This is a genomic window from Longimicrobiaceae bacterium, assembly GCA_036375715.1.
Taxonomy (GTDB): domain Bacteria; phylum Gemmatimonadota; class Gemmatimonadetes; order Longimicrobiales; family Longimicrobiaceae; genus DASVBS01.
Window position 1 is genome coordinate 23,893 of sequence record DASVBS010000007.1, and the last position, 18,863, is coordinate 42,755.

An 18,863-nucleotide genomic window follows, 5' to 3' on the forward strand; every position below is an offset into this window, starting at 1 on the left:
CACACGTACCTTGGGGCTTCCCGATCGAGGACCGGCCTTGAAAGTGCTCGTCACAGGTGGCGGGGGGATGCTGGCGCGGGCAGTGACGGCGGAGCTACAGCGCCGCGGCCACCAGGTCGATGCACCGCCTCGCTCCGAGCTCGATGTCACGGACGAGGCGGCTATTTGTGCGCGAATCATGCAGAGCAGGCCGGCCGCCGTGATCCAGTGTGCGGCGTTTACCAACGTGGACGCTGCGGAGGAAGCGGAGGCCGAGGCCTTCCGGGTCAACGCGAAAGCCACGGAGTATGCGGCTTCGGCCTGTCATAAGATCGGAGCCGCACTCGTTTACCCGAGCACAGACTACGTCTTCGCGGGAACGGGAGAGCGCCCGTACAGACCGGACGATCCGACCGGTCCGGTGAACGCGTACGGGCGCTCGAAGCTGGCTGGGGAGCGGGCCGCGCGCGAAGCGGGGCGATACCTGATAGTTCGCACAAGCTGGCTTTATGGTGCGGGTGGAAGGAACTTCGTCGACACCATCCGGCGGTTAGCGAGCGAGCGGTCGCGGCTGGAGGTGGTGGACGATCAGGTGGGGCGGCCGACGTGGACGGGCACACTCGCTAAAGCCATGGTGGAACTGGTTATGCGTGGGGCGACGGGGGTGGTCCACGTGACCGACCAGGGTGAGCCGGTGAGCTGGGCGGGCGTGGCGCGGGAGGTGGTGGAGCGGTTGGGGGCGAAGGTAGAGGTGGTGCCGGTGCCGACCGAGCGGGTGCCGCGGCCGGCCCGACGCCCTGCGTATTCGGTGCTGGATTGCTCCGGGGCCGAGGCGGTATTGGGGGAAGCGTTGCCGGAGTGGAGGGGGGTGCTGGCGGGGTATCTGGCCTCGTGAGCGAGACGATCTCGGAAAATTCCTCCTATGGGTCGGGTAGATGAATAGTGCGCTGGCGCAGGTCGCCGCGATCGAGGAGGCGCAGCCTTCTCCCGGTCCCCTGCGACCCTTCGATGTGCGGCTGAGGAGGGAGATTGCGCATCGGCGGCTGGTGATCTCGATGATGCGGCGGTTCCTGAGGGTGATGGGATTGCACGTGCTCGACGCCGCGCTGCTGGGGGTTGGCCTGGCCGCGCTCTCGCGGGCCTGGCCGGGGCAGCTGGCCATCGGACGGTATGCGCTGGCGGTGATCGCCATCACCCTGTTGAGCCTCAACGCCCTATCGGCCTACGATCCCGGGATCGGGCGACGAGACCATCGCCGTCTGCTTTCCGGAGTGCTCCTGTCGCTGTTGATCCTGGGTTGCCTGGTGGCTTTCCCGCCGCAGCTCGCGATTCCGGTGCGGGAGCTGGTCGTATTCGGAGCGCTTGGCTTTCCGCTCCTGGTGATCGGACGGGAGGCCGCCGAGTGGCTGGTGAAGCAGGTGTACGTTCGCGGGATCGGGCTGCGCCGCGCGGTGATCATCGGAAACCTGGAAGAGGTTGGCCGCGCCATCGAGCGGCTGCGTGACTCGCGCGACGCCGACCAGTACATCGAGGGGCATCTCTCCCCGACGGGTGTGGCGGATCCGACTTCGCTCGGCGACGTCTCCCGGCTGGCGCAGATCCTGGAAGAGCGCGACGTCCAGGAAGTCATCGTCGCGACGTCGCTGCCGAGCGCCGAGATCCGGCGCATCGCCGACTGCTGCTTCGACCACGGCGCGGCGCTGTTCGCGGTCCCGCCGGTCAGCGACGTGGTGGACTGCCGCGCCGAGCCGATGCGCATGGGCTCCTGTCCGCTCATCCGGCTTCACCCCGGGCGGCTGGAGGTGCCGGCCCTGCTGTTGAAGCGCGCGTTCGACCTGGTGCTCGCCTCGCTGATGCTGGTCGTGGCGCTCCCGCTGATGGCGCTGATCGCCATCGCCATCAAGCTGGATTCTCCCGGTCCGGTGTTCTTCCGGCAGGTACGGGTGGGGCTCGGCGGCCGTCGCTTCGTGATGTGGAAGTTCCGGAGCATGTACATCGACTCCGAGGAGCAACACGATGACGTGCTCTGCCTCAACGCCTACCCCGATCGCCGCCTCTTCAAGGCGCCCCAGGACCCGCGGATCACCCGGGTGGGGCGGATCCTGCGGCGCATGAGCCTGGACGAGCTGCCTCAGCTCTTCAACGTGCTGGCCGGCGATATGTCGCTGGTGGGGCCGCGCCCGCCGATTCCCCGGGAGGTGGCGGAGTACGAGCCGCACCACTTCGAGCGGCTGTCCGTCGTGCCCGGCATCACCGGCCCGTGGCAGGTCGGAGGGCGAAACCTGATCACCGACTTCGAGAAGGTCGTACGGATGGAGAAGGCCTACATCCAATCGTGGTCGCTCCTTCTCGACGCCAAGATCCTCCTCCGAACCGTGAAGGTGGTGCTGAGCGGCGAAGGCGCCTACTGATGCGGGTCGCACTGGTTACCGATTGGCTCACCTCCTTCGGCGGCGCCGAGAGGGTGTTGATGGAGCTCCATCGACTCTTCCCCGAGGCGCCACTTTATACATCCGTATACGATCCATCGGGCCTTCCCCCGGAGATGCAGGGTTGGGACGTTCGTCCCTCCTTCCTGCAGCGGGTCCCGTTCGCCCGCAGCCACAGGCAGGCGTTTTTGCCGGTGATGCCGCTGGCCTTCGAGCAGTTCGACCTGCGCGAGTTCGATCTGGTCATCTCCGGCAGCAGCGCCTGTGCGAAAGGGGTGATCACCCGCCCGGACGCGCTGCACCTCTGCTACTGTCACACCCCCTGCCGCTATCTCTGGGACCTCTATCACGACTACACGGGCGGTAGCCGGGCGAGGGCGCTGATCGCGCCGGTAGCTCACTGGCTGCGCGTGTGGGACCGGGTCTCGTCCGACCGGGTGGACCATTTCGTGGCAAACTCGCGCGAGGTAGCCGGCCGGATCCGCAAGCATTACCGCCGCGAGGCGGACATCGTCCACCCGCCGGTCGACGTCGAGCGGATTCAGCCGAACGGTGCGCCGCCGGAGGACTTCTACCTGACCGTGTCGCGGCTGGTCTCGTACAAGCGGATCGACCTGGCGGTGCAGGCCGCTACCCGGCTCGGGCGACGGTTGATCGTGGTGGGCGATGGGCCCGAGCGCGCGCGGCTCGAGGCGCTGGCGGGCCCGACTGTGGAGCTGGTCGGATACCTACCCGACCGGGAGGTGGCGGAGCTGCTGGCGCGCTGCCGCGCCTTCCTCTTCCCGGGCCACGAGGACTTCGGGATCGCGGCCGTCGAGGCGCAGGCCGCCGGGCGTCCGGTAGTGGCGTTCGGGCGCGGTGGCGCCCTGGACAGCGTGGTCGACGGGAAGACGGGGGTGCTCTTCGAGGAGCAGACCGTCGCGGACCTGGCCGAGGCGATGCTCGAGCTGGAGCGGACCGAGATCGATCCCGACATCTGCCGCGCCAACGCGGAACGTTTCGGGGCGGCGCGCTTCCGTGACCAGATCTCCGCGGTGATCGAGCGCCAACTGGAGGGCGAGCTGCGGCGGGGTACCTCCGAGCCGGCGCTGGAGCGGCGGGCCGGGAGAGTGTGACCGCGCGCGAGCAGCTCGGGGTAAGCAGCTGCGACGGGAGGCGCCCGCACCTACGTCGTTCAGCCTCCGACGTCTCCGCCGGATGCTCGCATTTTGGGGGATGACGGCGGCGGCTGACGAGAACCGAGCACGCATGATCGTCGTCATCAAGATCGCGGCCCGGGGGGACCTCCTCCTCGCGGCGCCGGCGTTCCGCTACCTGCGGGAGAGCCGGCGTGGTGAGCGCATCGTGCTGGTGGTGGGGGAGTCGTGCCGGGACGTGGCGGAGCACCTGCCGTACTTCGACGAGATCCGCACGATCGACGATCGCGCCCTGTTCACCGGCTCTCCGATCGCAAAGCTGCGGGTGGTGGGAGAGCTGCTCCGCATCCTGCGGAGTGCACGCGGAGGTGGGCACTCCGAAGCGATCGTGCTGCATCGCGACTGGCGCTACGGTGTGGTGGCCTGGTTGGCGGGGGTGAAGACCCGACGGGGCTTTTCCTCTGGTCGGGGCGATCGCTTCCTGACGCACCCATACCGGGCGGGCGAGCGGGAGCACCACGAGGCGCAGTACCTGGGCGTCATGGGTGGATCCGGGGCGGTTTTGCCGGGACCCGCCACTCTCTGGCGCTTCGCGCCCGGAGAGCGGGAGCGGGCGCTGCAGAAGGCGGCCTCGCTGGGACTCGAAGTGGATGGTCGGCCACTGTTGGCGCTGGGGTTCGGCGGAGGACGAAACGTGAAGATGGCGGTGGACCTCAAGCTGTGGCCCCTGGAGCGCTACGTCGAGCTGGCCGGGCGGCTGGAGGAGGAGGGGATGCGCGCCGTCTGGCTGGGGGATGGCCACGACGCGGAGCGGTTGGGCGAGGTGGATCCGGGTGTGAACCTGGCCGGGCGGCTGAGTGTGGTGGAGACCGCCGCGGTGGTGAGCGCCTCCCGGCTGGTGATCGCCAACGACACCATGCTGCTCCACCTCGGTCGGGTGCTGGGTATACCGGCGCTGGGGATCTTCGGGCCCACTGACCCCGCGCATACGGGGCCGCACCTTCCCGGCTCCGCCTACCTCTGGCTCGGACCCGACAGGGTCCCCTGTTCCCCCTGTCACCAGGACGGCTACTATCCGCCCTGCCGCTTCGAGCATCGCTGTATGCGTGAGCTGCCGGTGGAGGCGGTGCTGCGCACCGCGCTGCGCCTGCTGCGGGCTGAGCCATCGGCCGCCGGACTGGATCGAAGTGTAGGAGTCGGTTAGCTTTCGCCCCATCATTCCGGCACCGCCCGGCTTGCAGGGCGGCTGGTCAACGCGCCTCGCCCGGCTGTGCGGGAGTCGATTTTCGACCGAGCCACGGTGGGGCGATTTTGACATTCAGGGGCGGTCTTCACTCATATCCGAGAATGTGAATGATGGTACGTTGTCTGATCCTGACAGCGCTGACGCTCGCGCTCACCGCGGCTGGGGCCGGTGCGCAGGAAGGGATGACGGCCGCCACTGAAGCGCTGATCCAGCCGGGCGATCAAGTTGTCCTCACCATCTGGCGCGAGCCGGACCTGAGCGGGACTTTCACCGTGGACGCCGACGGGATGGTGTCGTTGCCGCGCGTGGGACCGGTAAAGGCGTCGGAAATGACCGGCCTGGAGCTGCAGAGCCACGTGCGCGAGGTGCTCACCCGCTACCTGCGCAACCCGTCGATCGAGATCCGCGTCCTGCGACGGGTCGGTGTGCAGGGTGAGGTGCTGCGCCCCGGTCTCTACATGATCGACCTCACCACCACCCTGCGAGAGGTGATCTCCGAGGCCGGCGGGATCACGGAGTTCGGCAACCCCGAACGGATTTCCATCATCCGCGATGGTGAGCGGATCCCCATCGGTAGCGGCGCCAGCGCTCGCTTCGTGGGCGTTGAGCTTCAGTCCGGAGACCAGGTTCTGGTCGGCCGCCGGAGCTGGTTCGAGTTGAACTCACTCGCCATAGTCAGCACGGCCGCCGTGGTCGTCTCGGTGGCGGTCCCCCTGCTGCGCTCCGCCTTCTGATGCGCACGACCTCCGAGGCGGTCGACATCCGCGAGTTCGCCCTCGCTCTGCGACGGGAGTGGCGCTGGGTGGCCGGCGGCGTGATCGTCGGCCTCCTCCTCGCCGTCCTGGTCCTCCTCTTCGTGCGGCCCCGGTACCAGGCCAGCGCGACCGTGCTGCTCCGCACCCAGATCACCCATCCGGGCTCGCTGATGAGCTCGAGCGGAGGAGGGGAAGGGGAGGGGACTTCGGTGTCGCTCGGTGGGCTGGCCGAGATGTTCTCGATGGACACCGGCTTCGAGACCGAGATGGAGATCCTGGGCAGCCGTGCCGTGGTCGGCGCGGTGGTCGACTCCCTGGGACTCCAGGCGCGCGTGCTGAAGCCGTGGGGTACGCCGCTCCGCGACATCATCGCTTCCGCCCATATCCCGACCGACCTGGAGACGATCGAGCTGGAATTCGAGCGGACGGCGAACGGTTACCGGGTTGAGGGGGAAGGGGTGCGGGCGACCGCCAGGCCTGGCGAGCCCTTCGAGGTGGCGGGGGCGCGGCTGACGTTGCGGCCGGAACTGCCGGACGAATTCACCCTCGAGTTGACCTCGCGGCAGGACGCGGTCAAGCGGACGCTCGCGGCGCTCAACGTGGAGCGCGCCGGCGGAAACGTGGCCGAGCTGACCTATCGCGATGTCGACCCGCACACCGCCGCGGGCGTCGCCAACGCCATCATCGACAAGTACATGCTCCGCCGCACCACCACGGACCGGAGCACCAACCGTCGCCGCTACGAGTTCCTGCGGAGCCACACCGACAGCATCGCCACACAGCTCCAGCTGGCCAGCGAAGAGTTGCGGCGTCACCAGGAGCAGAGTGGCCTGCTCAGCCCCGAGGTGCGCACCGAGGCGGAGGTGGAGCAGGCGATGGCGCTGAAGAGCCGGCGGCAGGAGCTGGAGATCGACGCGCGGGCGCTGGCCCAGATCCTTGCCCTCGGCGAGCAGGGCACGCTCGACGCGCACGCGGTGGCCTCCTACCCGACGCTGATCCAGAACGCCGCGGTCAACCAGCTGCTCGCGCGCCTGTCCGACCTGGAGGCGCAGCGCACCGAGCTGCTCGATCGACGTACCCCCGAAGATCCCGACGTGCAGCTGGTGGAGCTGGAGATCGGGCAGACACAGCAGCGCATCGTAGAGATCGCCCGCTCCTTCCAGGCCGGGGTCGCGCGGCAGATCGCCGAAGTGGATCGCGAGCTGGCACGCTCGCAGGCGCAGCTGGCCGCGCTGCCGGAGGCGGTCGAGCGCAGCCTGCAGCTCGAGCGCGAGGTCGATCGCCTCTCGGAGACGCTGGTGGCCCTGCAGACCCAGCTCGTTCAGGCTCGGCTGGCGGCCATCGCCGAGGGCGGCGACCTGATGCAGATCGATACCGCGGAGCCGCCGCGGCGGCCGCTCTACCCGCGCGCCCCCATCACGCTCGCGCTGGGCCTGTTCGGCGGGCTCTTCTTCGGGGTGGTCAGCGCCATCGGCAACGGCTCCCTGGGCCGGCGGGTGCACGATCCGTTGCAGATCGAGCGGCTCACGGGGATACCGGCGGTCCTGCTGCGGCACGATGCGCCGCTGCTGCTCCGCGACGTCGACACCGCGCGCAGCATCCTGGTGGTGGCGGCCGATCGGGAGAGCAGGGCGCTACCCGCAGCGCGCCGGCTGGCGGCCACCGGCGCGCTGCGCGGGCGCACCGTCGTCCTGGCCGACCTCGAGGATGTGCACCACCTGCCCACCGGGGAGATGGCCAGCGCTGCCGCCGACGCGGCAAGGGACGCAGCGGAGGCAGACGCGGAGGTGGATGGTGGGCTGTCCCGGGTGCCGGGTAGCGAGGCCCTGGGCGGCGAGGCTTCACCTCGCAAAGCGCCGCCTGGTAAAGGGTTGACAGCCAGGGCGGGCGCCGACGCGTCGGGCGTACCGACCAGCTCCCACGCGCTGGAGCCGACGCCGGAGCCCCAGGGGGGTGGCTACCTGCTCTTCCGTCCGAACGGAAACCTGCGGATGGGTGCCCGCCCGCTGCTGGACCGGCTGGAGGAGCGGGGCTCGCTGGTCGTTGCCGCTCTGCCGCCCCCGGATCAGGCGGTGACCGCCGCCCTGGTCGAGTCGGGCCGCAGCGTAGCGGTCGTGGTGCGCGCGGGCAAGACCACCCGCGCCTCGCTCGAGGAAGTGCTCCAGGCGCTCGCGCGCATGGACGTCGACGTCTCGGGCGTCATCCTGGACCGAGGCAAGGGACTCCGCGGGTGATGGCCACGCGTGCGGTCGAGGCTGGGTTCAAGCGGCCCGCGACGGGCCGGCGGGGCGTCGTGGAGGCCCGCGCTGAGCCCGAGGTCGTCTCGCCGAGTCGCGCGCAGAAGGCGGTGCTCCTCTTCCTGGTGACCTTCCTGATCGTCTTCCCCAAGGGAGGCATCAAAGTCGGAGGGGTGCCGATCACCTGGGGATATTTAGGGATGGGCCTGGTCTCGCTCTGGCTGCCGTACGCGCTGCTCGCCAGGCGCGCCGCTCCTCTGCGAACGGCGCGCCTGGTCGCAATGGGGATGCTGGTGCCGTTCCTGGCGGTGAGCTGGGGCGGAATCCTGGCGCACGGGGCGATGGACACCGGGTTCGCTCTTTCCTTCGTCACCACCTTCTTCGTCATCCCACCGGTCATGCTGATCGTGCTGGGGATGCACATCGACCGCATCGACCTGGACCTGCTCCTGCGCGCGGTGCGGATGGCGGTGCTCCTGGTATCCGCCTATGGCATCTTCCTCTTCTTCTACAAGCTCGCCACCGACAGCTTCATCGAGATCCCGTACCTGACTGTGAACGCGGGCGACGTGGGCGAGCTGGAAGGCAAATCGATCGATCGCGGCGGCGTCTTCAAGCTCATCTCCACCTATAACAACGGGAACGTGTACGGGATCTCGCTGTTGATGCTCCTGCCCCTGTACACGTTCTTGGAGAAGCGGCTGAGTAGCGTGCTGACGGTGAAGGCCTCGCTGGTGCTGACTCTCTCACGCACCGTGTGGGCGGGGTTGGTGGTTTACGAGGTGCTCAGCCGCCTGTACGTTCGTCGCCCAACGTGGAAGACGGTGGCGGCGATTGCGGGTTGGGTCTCCCTGGCGGCGGTGGGGGTCTGGTATGCTCTGGACCTGCTGGATCGCGACCTCGGCTTCCTCTTCGACCGCACCCTGGGAGGGCGCATCGACCAGGTGCGCTACCTGTTCGAGGCCAGCCTGCTCCCCGCCCGGCCGTTCGACGTGATTCAGGAGATGATCTACCTTTCGGTGGTGGATTATTTCGGGTTGGTGGGCCTGCTGACCTTCCTGGTCGGGCTGACGGGTCCGCTGGTGCTGCACCTGGCACGCTTTCTTCCGCACTGGGAGACCGAGTACAAGAGGAGCCTGGCCGTCGGATTGATCGTGTACCTGTTCGTGGCGATCTCCGACGGGGCGTTGCTGTACATTCCGGTGATGGCGATCTACTGGTTCGTGGTTTCTCTGCTGCTCTCGAACAATCCGAGCTTCCGGGACTTCGTGCCTGCCGGCCGGCGCGCGGGGACGGCATGAACCGCACGCCTCGCGTCTACGTCCTGCTGCTGAACTGGTGCGGCTGGCGGGACACGATCGAGTGCCTGGAGAGCGTATTCCGGCAGGCCTACGCGGATTACCGCGTCGTGGTCTGCGACAACGATTCTCCGGATGGGTCGGTCGATCACATCCGGGCGTGGGCCGAGGGCCGGGAGATCGCGGCCGTGCCGGAGGGACACCCGCTGCGCCACCTCTCCGATCCTCCCGCGGCGAAGCCCATCCCCCTGGCCGAATACGATCGCGAGCAGGCCGAGCGCGGCGGCGACCCGGGGCTCGATCCGCCGCTGGTGCTGATCCACACGGGCGGCAACCTGGGCTTCGCCGGCGGGAACAACGTGGGCTTGCGCTACGCGCTCGCGCGTGGCGATGCCGACTACGTCTGGCTGCTGAACAACGACACCGTGGTCGCCCCGGATGCCCTGGCGACGATGGTGGCGCGCGTCGAGGCGGGCGAGCGGGTGGGAATGGCGGGGGCGAAGCTCCTCTACTATGACGAGCCGCGGCGGGTGCAGGCGATCGCCGGTGGGCTGCTCACCCCGTGGCAGGGGTTGGCCACCCACCTGGGGAGCGACGAGCAGGATGACCAGAGTCGCTGGACCGACCCGGTGGAGGTCGATGTGGTGCTCGGCGCCTGCCTGCTGGTGCGCCGCACGCTGATCGAGGAGGTGGGGCTGCTGGACGAGGAGTACTTCATGTACTCCGAGGAGATGGACTGGTGCTGGCGGGCGCGGCGGCGCGGATGGAAGCTCATCTATGCTCCAGGGAGCGTGGTCTGGCACAAAGTGGGGAGGAGTGCGGGGCAGGGCAGCCCCTTCCAGGACTATCACGCGGCGCTGGGCACCCTGCTGTTCGTGCGCAAGAACTTTCCGCGGCTCGCGCCGATCGCCATGGCTTATGGCCTCTACCGGATGCTGCTCCCCAAGATCGTACGGCTCGAGCCGGCGCGGGCACTGGCGGTGATGCGCGCGTACCGGGACTACCTGGGGCGCTCGCGCGGCGCGCGCCCCCGCGCGACGTGACCGGGGCGATCGAGACATCGCGCTCCCGGCCGGGCCGGATGGACGGTATCGTCATCGGTGCGCTCGAGTCCGAGCTCCCCGCGGGCGGCGGAATCCAGCGCTATGCCGCGGGCCTGGTTCCGGAGCTGCTCGCCCTGGAGGAGAGGGCGGTCGCGTTGGTGGCGTCGCCCGCCGTGGGCGAGGCCTTCGGCGAGCGCGCCGTGGTTGCCCGTCCGCGGCGGATGGCGCGCGGCAACTTCGTCGGCAACCTGCTGCGGGTGACGTGGCACCAGACCGCCCTGCCGCGCCTCCTCCGTGAGCGAGGGGCGCGACTCTTCTACTCCACCACCACCGACGGGATGCTGGCGCCCGCCTGCCCGCAGGTCGTCACCGTGCACGATCTCATCCCCCTGCTCCATCCCCGCTCCGCGCCCCGCCTCCAGTACCACTTCCGCTACGTGGTTCCCCGCATCGTGCGCGCTTCCGCGGCCGTCGTGGCCATGTCCAAGGCAACGCGTGCCGACCTCGAGCGCTTCTATGGCGTTCCCGGGGAGCGGGTGCACGTGGTCCACCAGGGATATCGCAGCGAGGTCTTCCACACCGGCGCGGTGAAGGCCAGCCGCGAGGTCGCGCGCCGCTTCGGCCTCGGGCGGTACTTCCTCGCCACGGCTGACGGGCGATCGTACAAGAACATCCCCCGGGTGATCGAGGCTTTTGCGCGGCTGCTGCGGAATGAGCCGTCGAGCGATAACCCGGCACGGAACGGCGAGCGAGAGGTTCGCTCGGCAGGTGACCTCGTGCGAGGAGACGGCGGAGTAGACAACGGTCCGGGACGGGGCGACGTCCAGCTCGCTCTGGTCGGGCGCAGCAGCCGCAAGGAGGTCGACCTGCCGGCCCTGGCCGCCGAGTTGGGCGTGGCGGACCGCACCCGCTTCCTCGGGTTCGTCACCGACGAGGAGCTGGCCGCGCTATATGCCGGGGCCGAGGCGTTCGTCTTCCCGTCGCTGTACGAGGGGTTCGGCATCCCCCCGCTGGAGGCGATGGCCTGCGGTTGTCCGGTGATCGTGGCGGAGCGCGCGTCGCTCCCCGAGGTGTGCGGAGACGCCGCGCTGTACGTGGATCCCGAGCGGATGGACGATATCGCGGCGGCGATGGGGCGTATCCTCGCCGAGCCGGAGCTACGCGCCGGGCTTGCGAGGCGGGGTCCAGAGCGCGCGGCACACTTCAGCTACCGCACCGCGGCGGCGGCAATCCGCGAGGTTCTACACGCCGTCGCGGAGCGGTGCGGAGGGGTGCCGGTATGAGCGGGCCCGAGCCGACCCCGACACCGCCGGTGGCGGGGCTGACGCGCGGGAGTCTGCTCGCGCGCAATGCCGTGCTGAATCTGCTGGGGCAGGGCGCGCCGATGCTGGTGGCACTGGTCGCCATCCCGGTGCTGATCGCGGCACTCGGAACCGAGCGCTTCGGCGTGCTGACCCTGATCTGGGTGGTGATCGGCTACTTCAGCCTGCTCGACCTGGGGCTGGGGCGGGCGCTCACCCACCTGGTGGCGGAGAAGCTCGGGGCCGGGCGGGAGGAGGAGATCCCCGCGCTGTCGTGGACCGCGCTGGCGCTCGTCCTGGCGCTGGGGGCGGCGGGAGGTCTGGTCGCCGCGCTCCTGGCGCCGTGGTTGATCCTGGAGGTGGCGCACCTGCCAGCGGAGCTGGAGCGCGAGACCGTGGGGGCGATGTACCTGCTCGCCCTCTCCCTGCCGGCCGTGGCCAGCACCGCGGCGCTCCGGGGCATTCTGGAGGCGGCGCAGCGTTTCGACCTGGTGAACGCGCTGCGCGTGCCGCTGGCGGCCTTTCTCTATGCCGGACCGCTGCTGGTGCTGCCGTTCTCCAACCGGCTGGTGCCCATCGTGGGCGTGTTGCTGGTGGGGCGCCTGCTGGGGTGGGCCGCCCACCTCTGGATGTGCCTGCGCACCCTCCCGCAGATGCGGCGGGTGCAGGTAGACCGACTGGCTGTGCCGGCGCTGATCCGCTTTGGCAGCTGGGCTACGGTGAGCAACCTGGTCAGTCCGCTGATGGTCTACCTCGATCGCTTCCTGATCGGGGGGATGGTCTCGGTGGCCGCCGTGGCCTACTACGTCACGCCGTACGAGGTGGTGACCAAACTCTGGGTGGTGCCCTACGCGGTGGTGGGCGTGCTCTTCCCGGCGGTGGCGGCGGTGCACGCGGCCGATTCGACGCGCACCGGGCAGCTCTTCCGGCGCTCGCTGCAGGCGCTCCTGCTGGTGATGTTCCCCGTGACCCTGGTGCTGGTGACCCTGGCGCCCGAAGCCCTCGACCTCTGGCTCGGCGCCGAGTTCGCCCGCAACAGCGCGCCCGTGCTGCGCTGGCTGGCGATCGGCGTCTTCGTGAACAGCCTGGCGCAGGTGCCGTACACGGTGCTGCAGGGGATGGGGCGTCCGGATCTGACCGGGAAGCTGCACCTGCTCGAGCTCCCGCTCTACCTGGTGGGCCTGTGGCTGCTGGTGGGCCGGTGGGGGATCGTGGGCGCGGCCGCTGTCTGGGTGCTGCGCATCGGCGTGGATACCGTGGCGCTCTTCGCGCTGGCGCGGCAGCGCCTTGGACGGGAGAGAGGACTGCAGGGTCTGGGGGGAATGGTGCTCGGCGCGCTGGCCCTGCTGCTGGCGGGGGCGGCGATGCCCGGCACCACCAGCCGCCTGGCCTATGTGATTGCCGTGCTGGTGCCCTTCGCGGTGGTGGCGTGGCGGGTCGGGTTGCGCGGGCGGGGGCGCCAGGGTCTGCTCGAGATGGTCCGGCGGGAGGGGGCCGGATCGACGGTGGCACCGTAGATCGGCGGCGCCGGGATGCTCGAGTGCCGGGTGTGCGGGGCGCGGGGGGAGCACGAGCGGTTCGTCGCCCGGGAGATGATGTTCGGGCGGCGAGACCCGTTCGAGTATTTCGCCTGCGGCTCCTGCGGATGCCTGCAGATCGTCGAGGTGCCGGCGGGCCTGAGCGCCCACTACCCGAGTGACTACTACTCCTTCGCGCGACCGCGCGAGGGGCGCGTGAAGCGGTTCCTGAAGCGGCGCCGCGCGGTCCACCTGCTGGAGGGGAGGTCGGCGATCGGGCGGGTGGCGGCGCGCTGGTTCGGCGTGCCGGATCTGTTCGCATGGATCGCCGTCACCGGCGTCCAGCCCGACGACGAGATCCTGGACGTGGGGTCGGGGGGCGGGCACCTCCTCCTGCAGCTACGCGACATCGGCTTCCGCCGGTTGACCGGGATCGACCCGTATCTCCGGACTGAAGCCGGGCCGGCGGAGGGGGTGCGGCTGCTGCGCCGGCGGGTCGAGGAGGTGGAGGGCGAGTTCGACCTGGTGATGATGCACCACGCCTTCGAGCACGTCCCCGATCCCCGGGATGTCCTCGCGCACGTGCGTCGCCTGCTCCGTCCGGGGGCGGTGGCGCTGATCCGCATCCCCCTGGCCGACTCGTGGGCGTGGGAGCATTACCGGACCGACTGGGTGCAACTCGACGCCCCCCGTCACCTGTACCTGCACACCCGCCGGAGCATGGAGATCCTGGCGAACCAGGTGGGCCTGCGCCTGGAGCGGGTCATACACGACTCCACCGCCTTCCAGTTCTGGGGGAGCGAGCAGTACCGCCGCGACATCCCCCTGCGCGACCCCCGCTCCCACGCGGTGAACCCCCGCGCCTCCCTCTTCACCCGCGAGCAGATCCGCGAGTTCGAGCGCCGCGCCGGCGACCTGAATGCGGAGGGGAGGGGGGACCAAGCCGCCTTCTACCTCAGAAAGGCACGAGGCGTGACGGGTGGCAATTTTGAATTTTGAATTTTGAATTGGGGGCTCCTGCTGGAATTACGAATTACGAATTACGAATTACGGGCTCAATTTACGCCGACCGCACGACCGACATCCGCCGGGGGCGAATTCAGAATTCAAAATTGCTGCTCTGGTAATTCGTAATTCGTAATTCGTAATTTTTCTATAACTCCGGCAGACGGCCCGGTCGGATAGTCAGGCGTAGCGTGTTGTTGTTCAGGTCCCAGGTGCCGGGTTCGCCGAGGCTGGTGGATTCGTTCTGGAACATGAAGTTGTAGCGGCGGGTGCGGGTGTACTCGAGCTCGAGCCAGGCGGGGCCGATGCGGGTGGCGCCGCGGAGGCCGCCGAAGAAGGAGACGTCGTGGTCCAGGGGGAAGGGCTCCTGGGTGAGGTAGTAGGCGTCGTTGTCCCAGCGGATGCGGCCGCCGAAGACCCCCAGCTGCCAGTCGTCGGCCAGGTAGTCGCCGGCGATCCACTGGCTGGAGGAGCCGGGCCCGATGGCGGCGCCCAGGATCTGGCCGCGCTGGGTGTAACCCTGGGGCACGTCCAGGCTGGTGTAGAAGCTGCCCGTGGGCCGGTGCCGGGTGGTGGTGCTCTGCTCCAGGTAGGTGATCTCGCCGTGCAGGCGCAGGAAGCCCGAACTGTCCGCCCGCACGGGGTGCACCCATTGCGCCCCCACGGTATAACCCTGGGTGTGGTTGGGATTGACGAGGAAGTCGCGGAGCGAGGTGGTCATGCGATAGCGGGCCCACTCCCCGTACGCCTCGAACCCCGCGGCCGGGAAGATCCAGCGCCCGAAGGCGGAGAAGACCTGCTCCTCCTTCGACTCCGCGGGCATGATGGCGGAGAACATCTCCTGTGGGAAGTCGTCGAACGCGCGCAGGCGGCCGAACACGGTGCGGGCGAGCCCTACCGTGAGCCCTGGTTCCCCCGCCGGCCGGTAGGTGAAGGCGAGGCCGCTCAGGTGCCGGCGGCCGTTGTGGTTGATGGTGTCGAAGTACACCGACTCCTGCAGCACTCCCGCATTCCAGAGGATCTCGAAATCACCGATCGGGGTGGAGACAGGTGGGCCGGTGCGCACGAAGATCCGCGGCACCCCGGGGGCGTTGTTGCTCATCACGATGGCGTTGCGGACCCCGGGCCCCCACCACTGGTCGTCGCGCGCCCAGCCGAACCGCACCGGTCCCACCGACGCGGTCACGGTGAGCTGGCCGGGACCGAGCGCGGCGCGTTCCTCGTCGCCGAAGCGGGTGGGCATGTCCACCGAGATCGGCAGCGTCGCCCAGTGCCATCGCGCGCTGTATTGACTGCGGTCGGCCAGCGGATAGGGGACGAAGTCGAAGGGTCGGTTCTCTTCGTAGCGCAGCTCGGGGGCAAAGACCACCACCACCGGGCCAAAGGCCGCCCGGATCCCGCCGGTGAGGTGCAGGTTCGCCCCGCGCCCGGCCCAGAGCGCCCCGTCGTTGAAGGTATAGGGGATGTCTGAGTTCCAGACGCCCTTCAGATCGGGCAGCAGGAACTGGAGCCGGAAGGTCGGCACCGAGTCGTGCGGCAGCGCAGGGAGGAGCGTGCTGGTGGAGCGCAGCAGGTAGCCGTCGGTGGAGGCGCGGCCGAGGATCTGGGCCACGCGCAGTCGATCGTCGTAGAGGCCGAAAACACCGGGGAGCGGAAGCGTGCGCTCCACCTCGCCCGGCTGCTGCGCGGCGCCGTCCGCGGGGAGCAGCGCCGCGGCGAGGAGGAGAACGCTCAGATACGGACGGGAGATCATCGGTTCGTCGGCGTCGGCGGACGTGCTGGACGGTTCGAGCCGCACACGATAACCTCAGTGACCCCGCCCGTGCTACGGTCGCGGGCGGCCACGTAGGCCTCGGACCAGCCAATTTTCGTGAGGGAGCTGCGTGAGGAGATCGAGGACCGGGGGATCACCGAGGCGGATCGGCGTGTCGGGGGTTGCGCTCGCGGTGCTTCTCGGCGGTGTCGGGGAGGTCGCGGCGCAGACGACTGAAAGCTACGACGTGCGCGCCGAGGTATTCGCCGGCGGCGAGATCGAGCGGTACCTGCGGAACCTGCAGCTCGCCCGGGCGGCGAACTGGTACCCATGGACCGTGCGCGCCTTCTCCCCCGGCGAGGTGGAGGGCATGGCTCGTCCGGACTCGACGCACCCCTGGGGAGAGCGGTTCAGGATCACGGACGGGGAGAACGGGCTGGTGGAGTACGGGTGGGTGCGCCCGCGCGCCGGCGCGATCTTCAACTCCGCCTTCCCGTATGGTGGGAACGACGGGGCGGTGTGGAGCGGGCGGGGAATCACCACCGCGGTCGAGGGGGGCGCCTGGGCGCGGGTGGGACCCCTGTCGCTGGTGCTCGCGCCGGTCGCGTTCATCGCCCAGAACCGGGAATTCGAATTGCACCCGGCCTCTCTGTCCGGTGAGAGACGCTTCAACGACGCGAGAGAGGGCGGGAGTGGAATCGACCTGCCGCAGCGCTTCGGCGAGGGGTCCTACTCACGCATTTCCCCGGGGCAGAGCACCGTGCGCCTGGACCTGGGGCCGGTCGCGGTTGCAGCGTCCACGGCGAACCAGTACTGGGGGCCGGCCGAGAGCAATCCCCTGATCCTCGGGAACAACGCCGAGGGCTATCCGCATTTCTTGCTGGGGACGAGCCGTCCCCTGAACGTGGGAATCGGGCTCGTGCACGGGCGCATGGTGTGGGGGAGGCTGGAGCAGTCCGACTACTCTCCGATGCCAGACCCGGATGCCTTGCGCTTCATGTCGGGATTCGTGGGACTCTTCCGTCCGCGTGGCGTGCCAGGCCTGGAGATCGGGATGAGCCGCTTCTTCCACTCGCCCTGGCCGGAGGGGGGCTTCTCGCTGGACGACTTCACCAAGCCGCTGGAGGGCTTCCTGAAGGTGAACGTCCGCGGCGACGAGGGGAGCACCGACAACTCCGACGCGGACAACCAGCTCGCGTCCGTCTTCATGCGCTGGGCGCTGCCGCGCATCGGGTTCGAGGCCTATGCCGAGTACGCGCGCGAGGATCACAACTGGGACTTCCGCGACTTCATGCTCGAGCCGGATCACGACGCGGCCTACCTGCTGGGCTTCCGGCGGGTATGGGCGGGCGACGGGCGGCATTGGACCGTGCTGCGCGGCGAGGTGATGAACGCCGAGGTCTCGCACCTCTTCCGGGTGCGCACCCAGACCCGCTTCTATCGGCACGGCCGGATGCGGCAGGGGCACACCTTCGAGGGGCAGATCCTCGGCTCGCAGCACGGCTACGGCGGCGCCGCCACCGAGTTGGCGGTGGATCGCTACGAGCCCTGGGGTCGCTGGACGCTCGCCTGGAACCGCGCGGTGTACGACCGGCGGGGAAGGTACTGGCAGGAAGGGCTCATCGAGCGCGACGCAGTGGACACGGGGCACGCCCTTCGCGCCGAGGCGCTCTGGTTCCACGGGGAGCTCGAGCTCTTCGGTCGCCTGGAGGGGCTGTACCGCCTCAACCACTACTTCGAGGACGACGACGTGAACCTTCACGCCGCGTTCGGGGTGACGTGGAGACCGTGAGCGGGAGCCAGCCGGCGCCGACGCGCCGGGGAATCATTCTGGCCGGAGGGAGCGGGACCCGGTTGTACCCGATCACCCGGGTGGTGAGCAAACAGCTCCTGCCGGTCTACGACAAGCCCATGGTGTACTACCCGCTCAGCGTGCTCATGCTGGCGGGAATCCGGGAGATCCTGGTGATCTCCACGCCCCAGGATCTGCCGCGCTTCGAGCAGCTCCTGGGCGATGGGACGCAGTGGGGGCTCGCCTTCTCCTACGCGGAGCAGCCGCGGCCGGAGGGGCTGGCGCAGGCCTTCCACATCGGCCGGGAGTTCGTGGGGAAGAGCCCGGTGACGCTGATCCTGGGGGACAACCTCTTCTACGGTCGGGGTCTGACGGACCTGTTGCGTATCGCGGCGGCGCAGACAGAGGGGGCCACCATCTTCGGGTACCAGGTGAGCAACCCTGAGCGCTACGGAGTCGCCGAGGTGGACGCGGAGGGGCGGGTGATCTCCATCGAGGAGAAGCCGGAGCGGCCGCGCTCCGACTACGCGGTGACGGGGCTCTACTTCTACGACAACGACGTGCTGGAGATCGCGGCGGGGCTGAAGCCGTCGGCGCGCGGGGAGCTGGAGATCACCGACGTGAATCGCGAGTACCTGCGGCGCGGGGCGTTGCGGATGGAGATCTTCGGGCGGGGGATGGCCTGGCTGGATACCGGCACCCACGAGTCGCTGCACGAGGCGAGCAGCTTCATCGAGACCATCGAGAAGCGGCAGGGGCTCAAGGTGGCGTGCCCCGAGGAGATTGCCTTCCGGCTGGGGTGGATCGACGCCGAGCAGGTGCTGCGTCTGGCGCGGGCGATGAATACCAACAGCTACGGCCGCTATCTCGAGCGGCTGGTGCAGCGAGAGGCGAAGGGATGAAGGTGACGGAGCTGGGTCTCCCGGGTGTGTTGCTGCTGGAGCCGCGCCTCTTCCGGGACGAGCGGGGCGCCTTCGTGGAGAGCTGGAGCGCGCGCCGCTTCGCCGCCGCGGGGTTGGGGGTGGAGTTCGTGCAGGACAACGTCTCGTGGTCCCGGCGGGGGGTGGTGCGCGGGCTGCACTACCAGCATCCCCACGGGCAGGCCAAGCTGATCTCCGTGCTGCGTGGAGAGGTCTGGGACGTGGTGGTGGACGTGCGGCGCGGCTCGCCGACCTTCGGCCAGTGGATCGGGGTGCCGCTCTCGGCGGAGAGCGGGCATCAGCTCTTCATCCCGGAAGGATATGCGCACGGCTTCGCCGCGCTCTCCGAGGAGGCGATCTTCAGCTACAAGTGCAGCCGGTACTACGATCCGGCCAGCGAGTGGACGATCCGCTGGGACGACCCGGAGCTGAAGATCGACTGGCCGGTGGAG

The 18,863-nt window shown here is 69.2% G+C and carries 15 protein-coding genes; 14 read left to right on the forward strand and 1 reads right to left on the reverse strand.

Features of this window, described 5'->3' with window-relative positions:
• Window positions 1–43: 43 nt before the first annotated feature.
• The 11 genes from rfbD (at window position 44) to VF167_01685 (ending at window position 13,940) form a co-directional block, all read left to right on the forward strand.
• Window positions 44–874, forward strand: coding sequence for a dTDP-4-dehydrorhamnose reductase (gene rfbD / locus VF167_01635; protein HEX6924104.1), 831 nt, complete (start codon window positions 44–46; stop codon window positions 872–874).
• Between the two features lie 40 nt (window positions 875–914).
• The gene (locus VF167_01640; protein HEX6924105.1) at window positions 915–2,390 is read left to right on the forward strand and encodes a sugar transferase; all 1,476 of its coding nucleotides are present in this window, start codon (window positions 915–917) and stop codon (window positions 2,388–2,390) included.
• A complete protein-coding gene (locus VF167_01645; protein HEX6924106.1) occupies window positions 2,390–3,523 on the forward strand; it encodes a glycosyltransferase in 1,134 nt (377 codons plus the stop codon). The genes VF167_01640 and VF167_01645 overlap by 1 nt, the downstream gene beginning before the upstream one ends.
• Window positions 3,524–3,605: 82 nt before the next feature.
• Window positions 3,606–4,748: a glycosyltransferase family 9 protein gene (locus tag VF167_01650; GenBank protein HEX6924107.1), complete on the forward strand. Its 1,143-nt coding sequence runs from the start codon at window positions 3,606–3,608 to the stop codon at window positions 4,746–4,748.
• Window positions 4,749–4,897: 149 nt separating this feature from the next.
• Entirely contained in the window at window positions 4,898–5,524 is a 627-nt protein-coding gene (locus VF167_01655; protein ID HEX6924108.1) for a polysaccharide biosynthesis/export family protein, read from the forward strand.
• Window positions 5,524–7,779 carry a Wzz/FepE/Etk N-terminal domain-containing protein gene (locus tag VF167_01660; GenBank protein ID HEX6924109.1) on the forward strand — a complete coding sequence of 752 codons (2,256 nt, stop codon included), beginning with the start codon at window positions 5,524–5,526 and terminating at the stop codon, window positions 7,777–7,779. Before VF167_01655 ends, VF167_01660 begins: the two co-directional genes overlap by 1 nt.
• Entirely contained in the window at window positions 7,779–9,083 is a 1,305-nt protein-coding gene (locus VF167_01665) for a hypothetical protein (GenBank protein HEX6924110.1), read from the forward strand. Before VF167_01660 ends, VF167_01665 begins: the two co-directional genes overlap by 1 nt.
• The gene (locus tag VF167_01670) at window positions 9,080–10,123 is read left to right on the forward strand and encodes a glycosyltransferase family 2 protein (GenBank protein ID HEX6924111.1); all 1,044 of its coding nucleotides are present in this window, start codon (window positions 9,080–9,082) and stop codon (window positions 10,121–10,123) included. Before VF167_01665 ends, VF167_01670 begins: the two co-directional genes overlap by 4 nt.
• A gap of 38 nt (window positions 10,124–10,161) precedes the next feature.
• Complete coding sequence (locus VF167_01675; GenBank protein ID HEX6924112.1) at window positions 10,162–11,406, forward strand: glycosyltransferase family 1 protein; 1,245 nt, start codon at window positions 10,162–10,164, stop codon at window positions 11,404–11,406.
• A complete protein-coding gene (locus VF167_01680; GenBank protein HEX6924113.1) occupies window positions 11,403–12,941 on the forward strand; it encodes a flippase in 1,539 nt (512 codons plus the stop codon). The genes VF167_01675 and VF167_01680 overlap by 4 nt, the downstream gene beginning before the upstream one ends.
• 15 nt (window positions 12,942–12,956) lie before the next feature.
• A complete protein-coding gene (locus VF167_01685) occupies window positions 12,957–13,940 on the forward strand; it encodes a class I SAM-dependent methyltransferase (protein ID HEX6924114.1) in 984 nt (327 codons plus the stop codon).
• Window positions 13,941–14,094: 154 nt separating this feature from the next.
• On the opposite strand, the gene VF167_01690 is transcribed toward VF167_01685, so the two are convergent.
• The gene (locus VF167_01690; protein HEX6924115.1) at window positions 14,095–15,744 is read right to left on the reverse strand and encodes a hypothetical protein; all 1,650 of its coding nucleotides are present in this window, start codon (window positions 15,742–15,744) and stop codon (window positions 14,095–14,097) included.
• A 127-nt stretch (window positions 15,745–15,871) separates the two neighbouring features.
• Between VF167_01690 and VF167_01695 the strand changes: the two genes are divergently transcribed.
• The 3 genes from VF167_01695 to rfbC form a co-directional block, all read left to right on the forward strand.
• On the forward strand, window positions 15,872–17,491 hold the full coding sequence (locus tag VF167_01695) for a capsule assembly Wzi family protein (GenBank protein HEX6924116.1): 1,620 nt from the start codon (window positions 15,872–15,874) through the stop codon (window positions 17,489–17,491).
• Window positions 17,488–18,393, forward strand: a complete 906-nt coding sequence (gene rfbA, locus VF167_01700; protein ID HEX6924117.1) for a glucose-1-phosphate thymidylyltransferase RfbA — start codon at window positions 17,488–17,490, stop codon at window positions 18,391–18,393. The genes VF167_01695 and rfbA overlap by 4 nt, the downstream gene beginning before the upstream one ends.
• The coding region (rfbC, locus tag VF167_01705; protein ID HEX6924118.1) for a dTDP-4-dehydrorhamnose 3,5-epimerase at window positions 18,390–18,863 on the forward strand (474 nt) is incomplete at its 3' end. The genes rfbA and rfbC, both read left to right, overlap by 4 nt.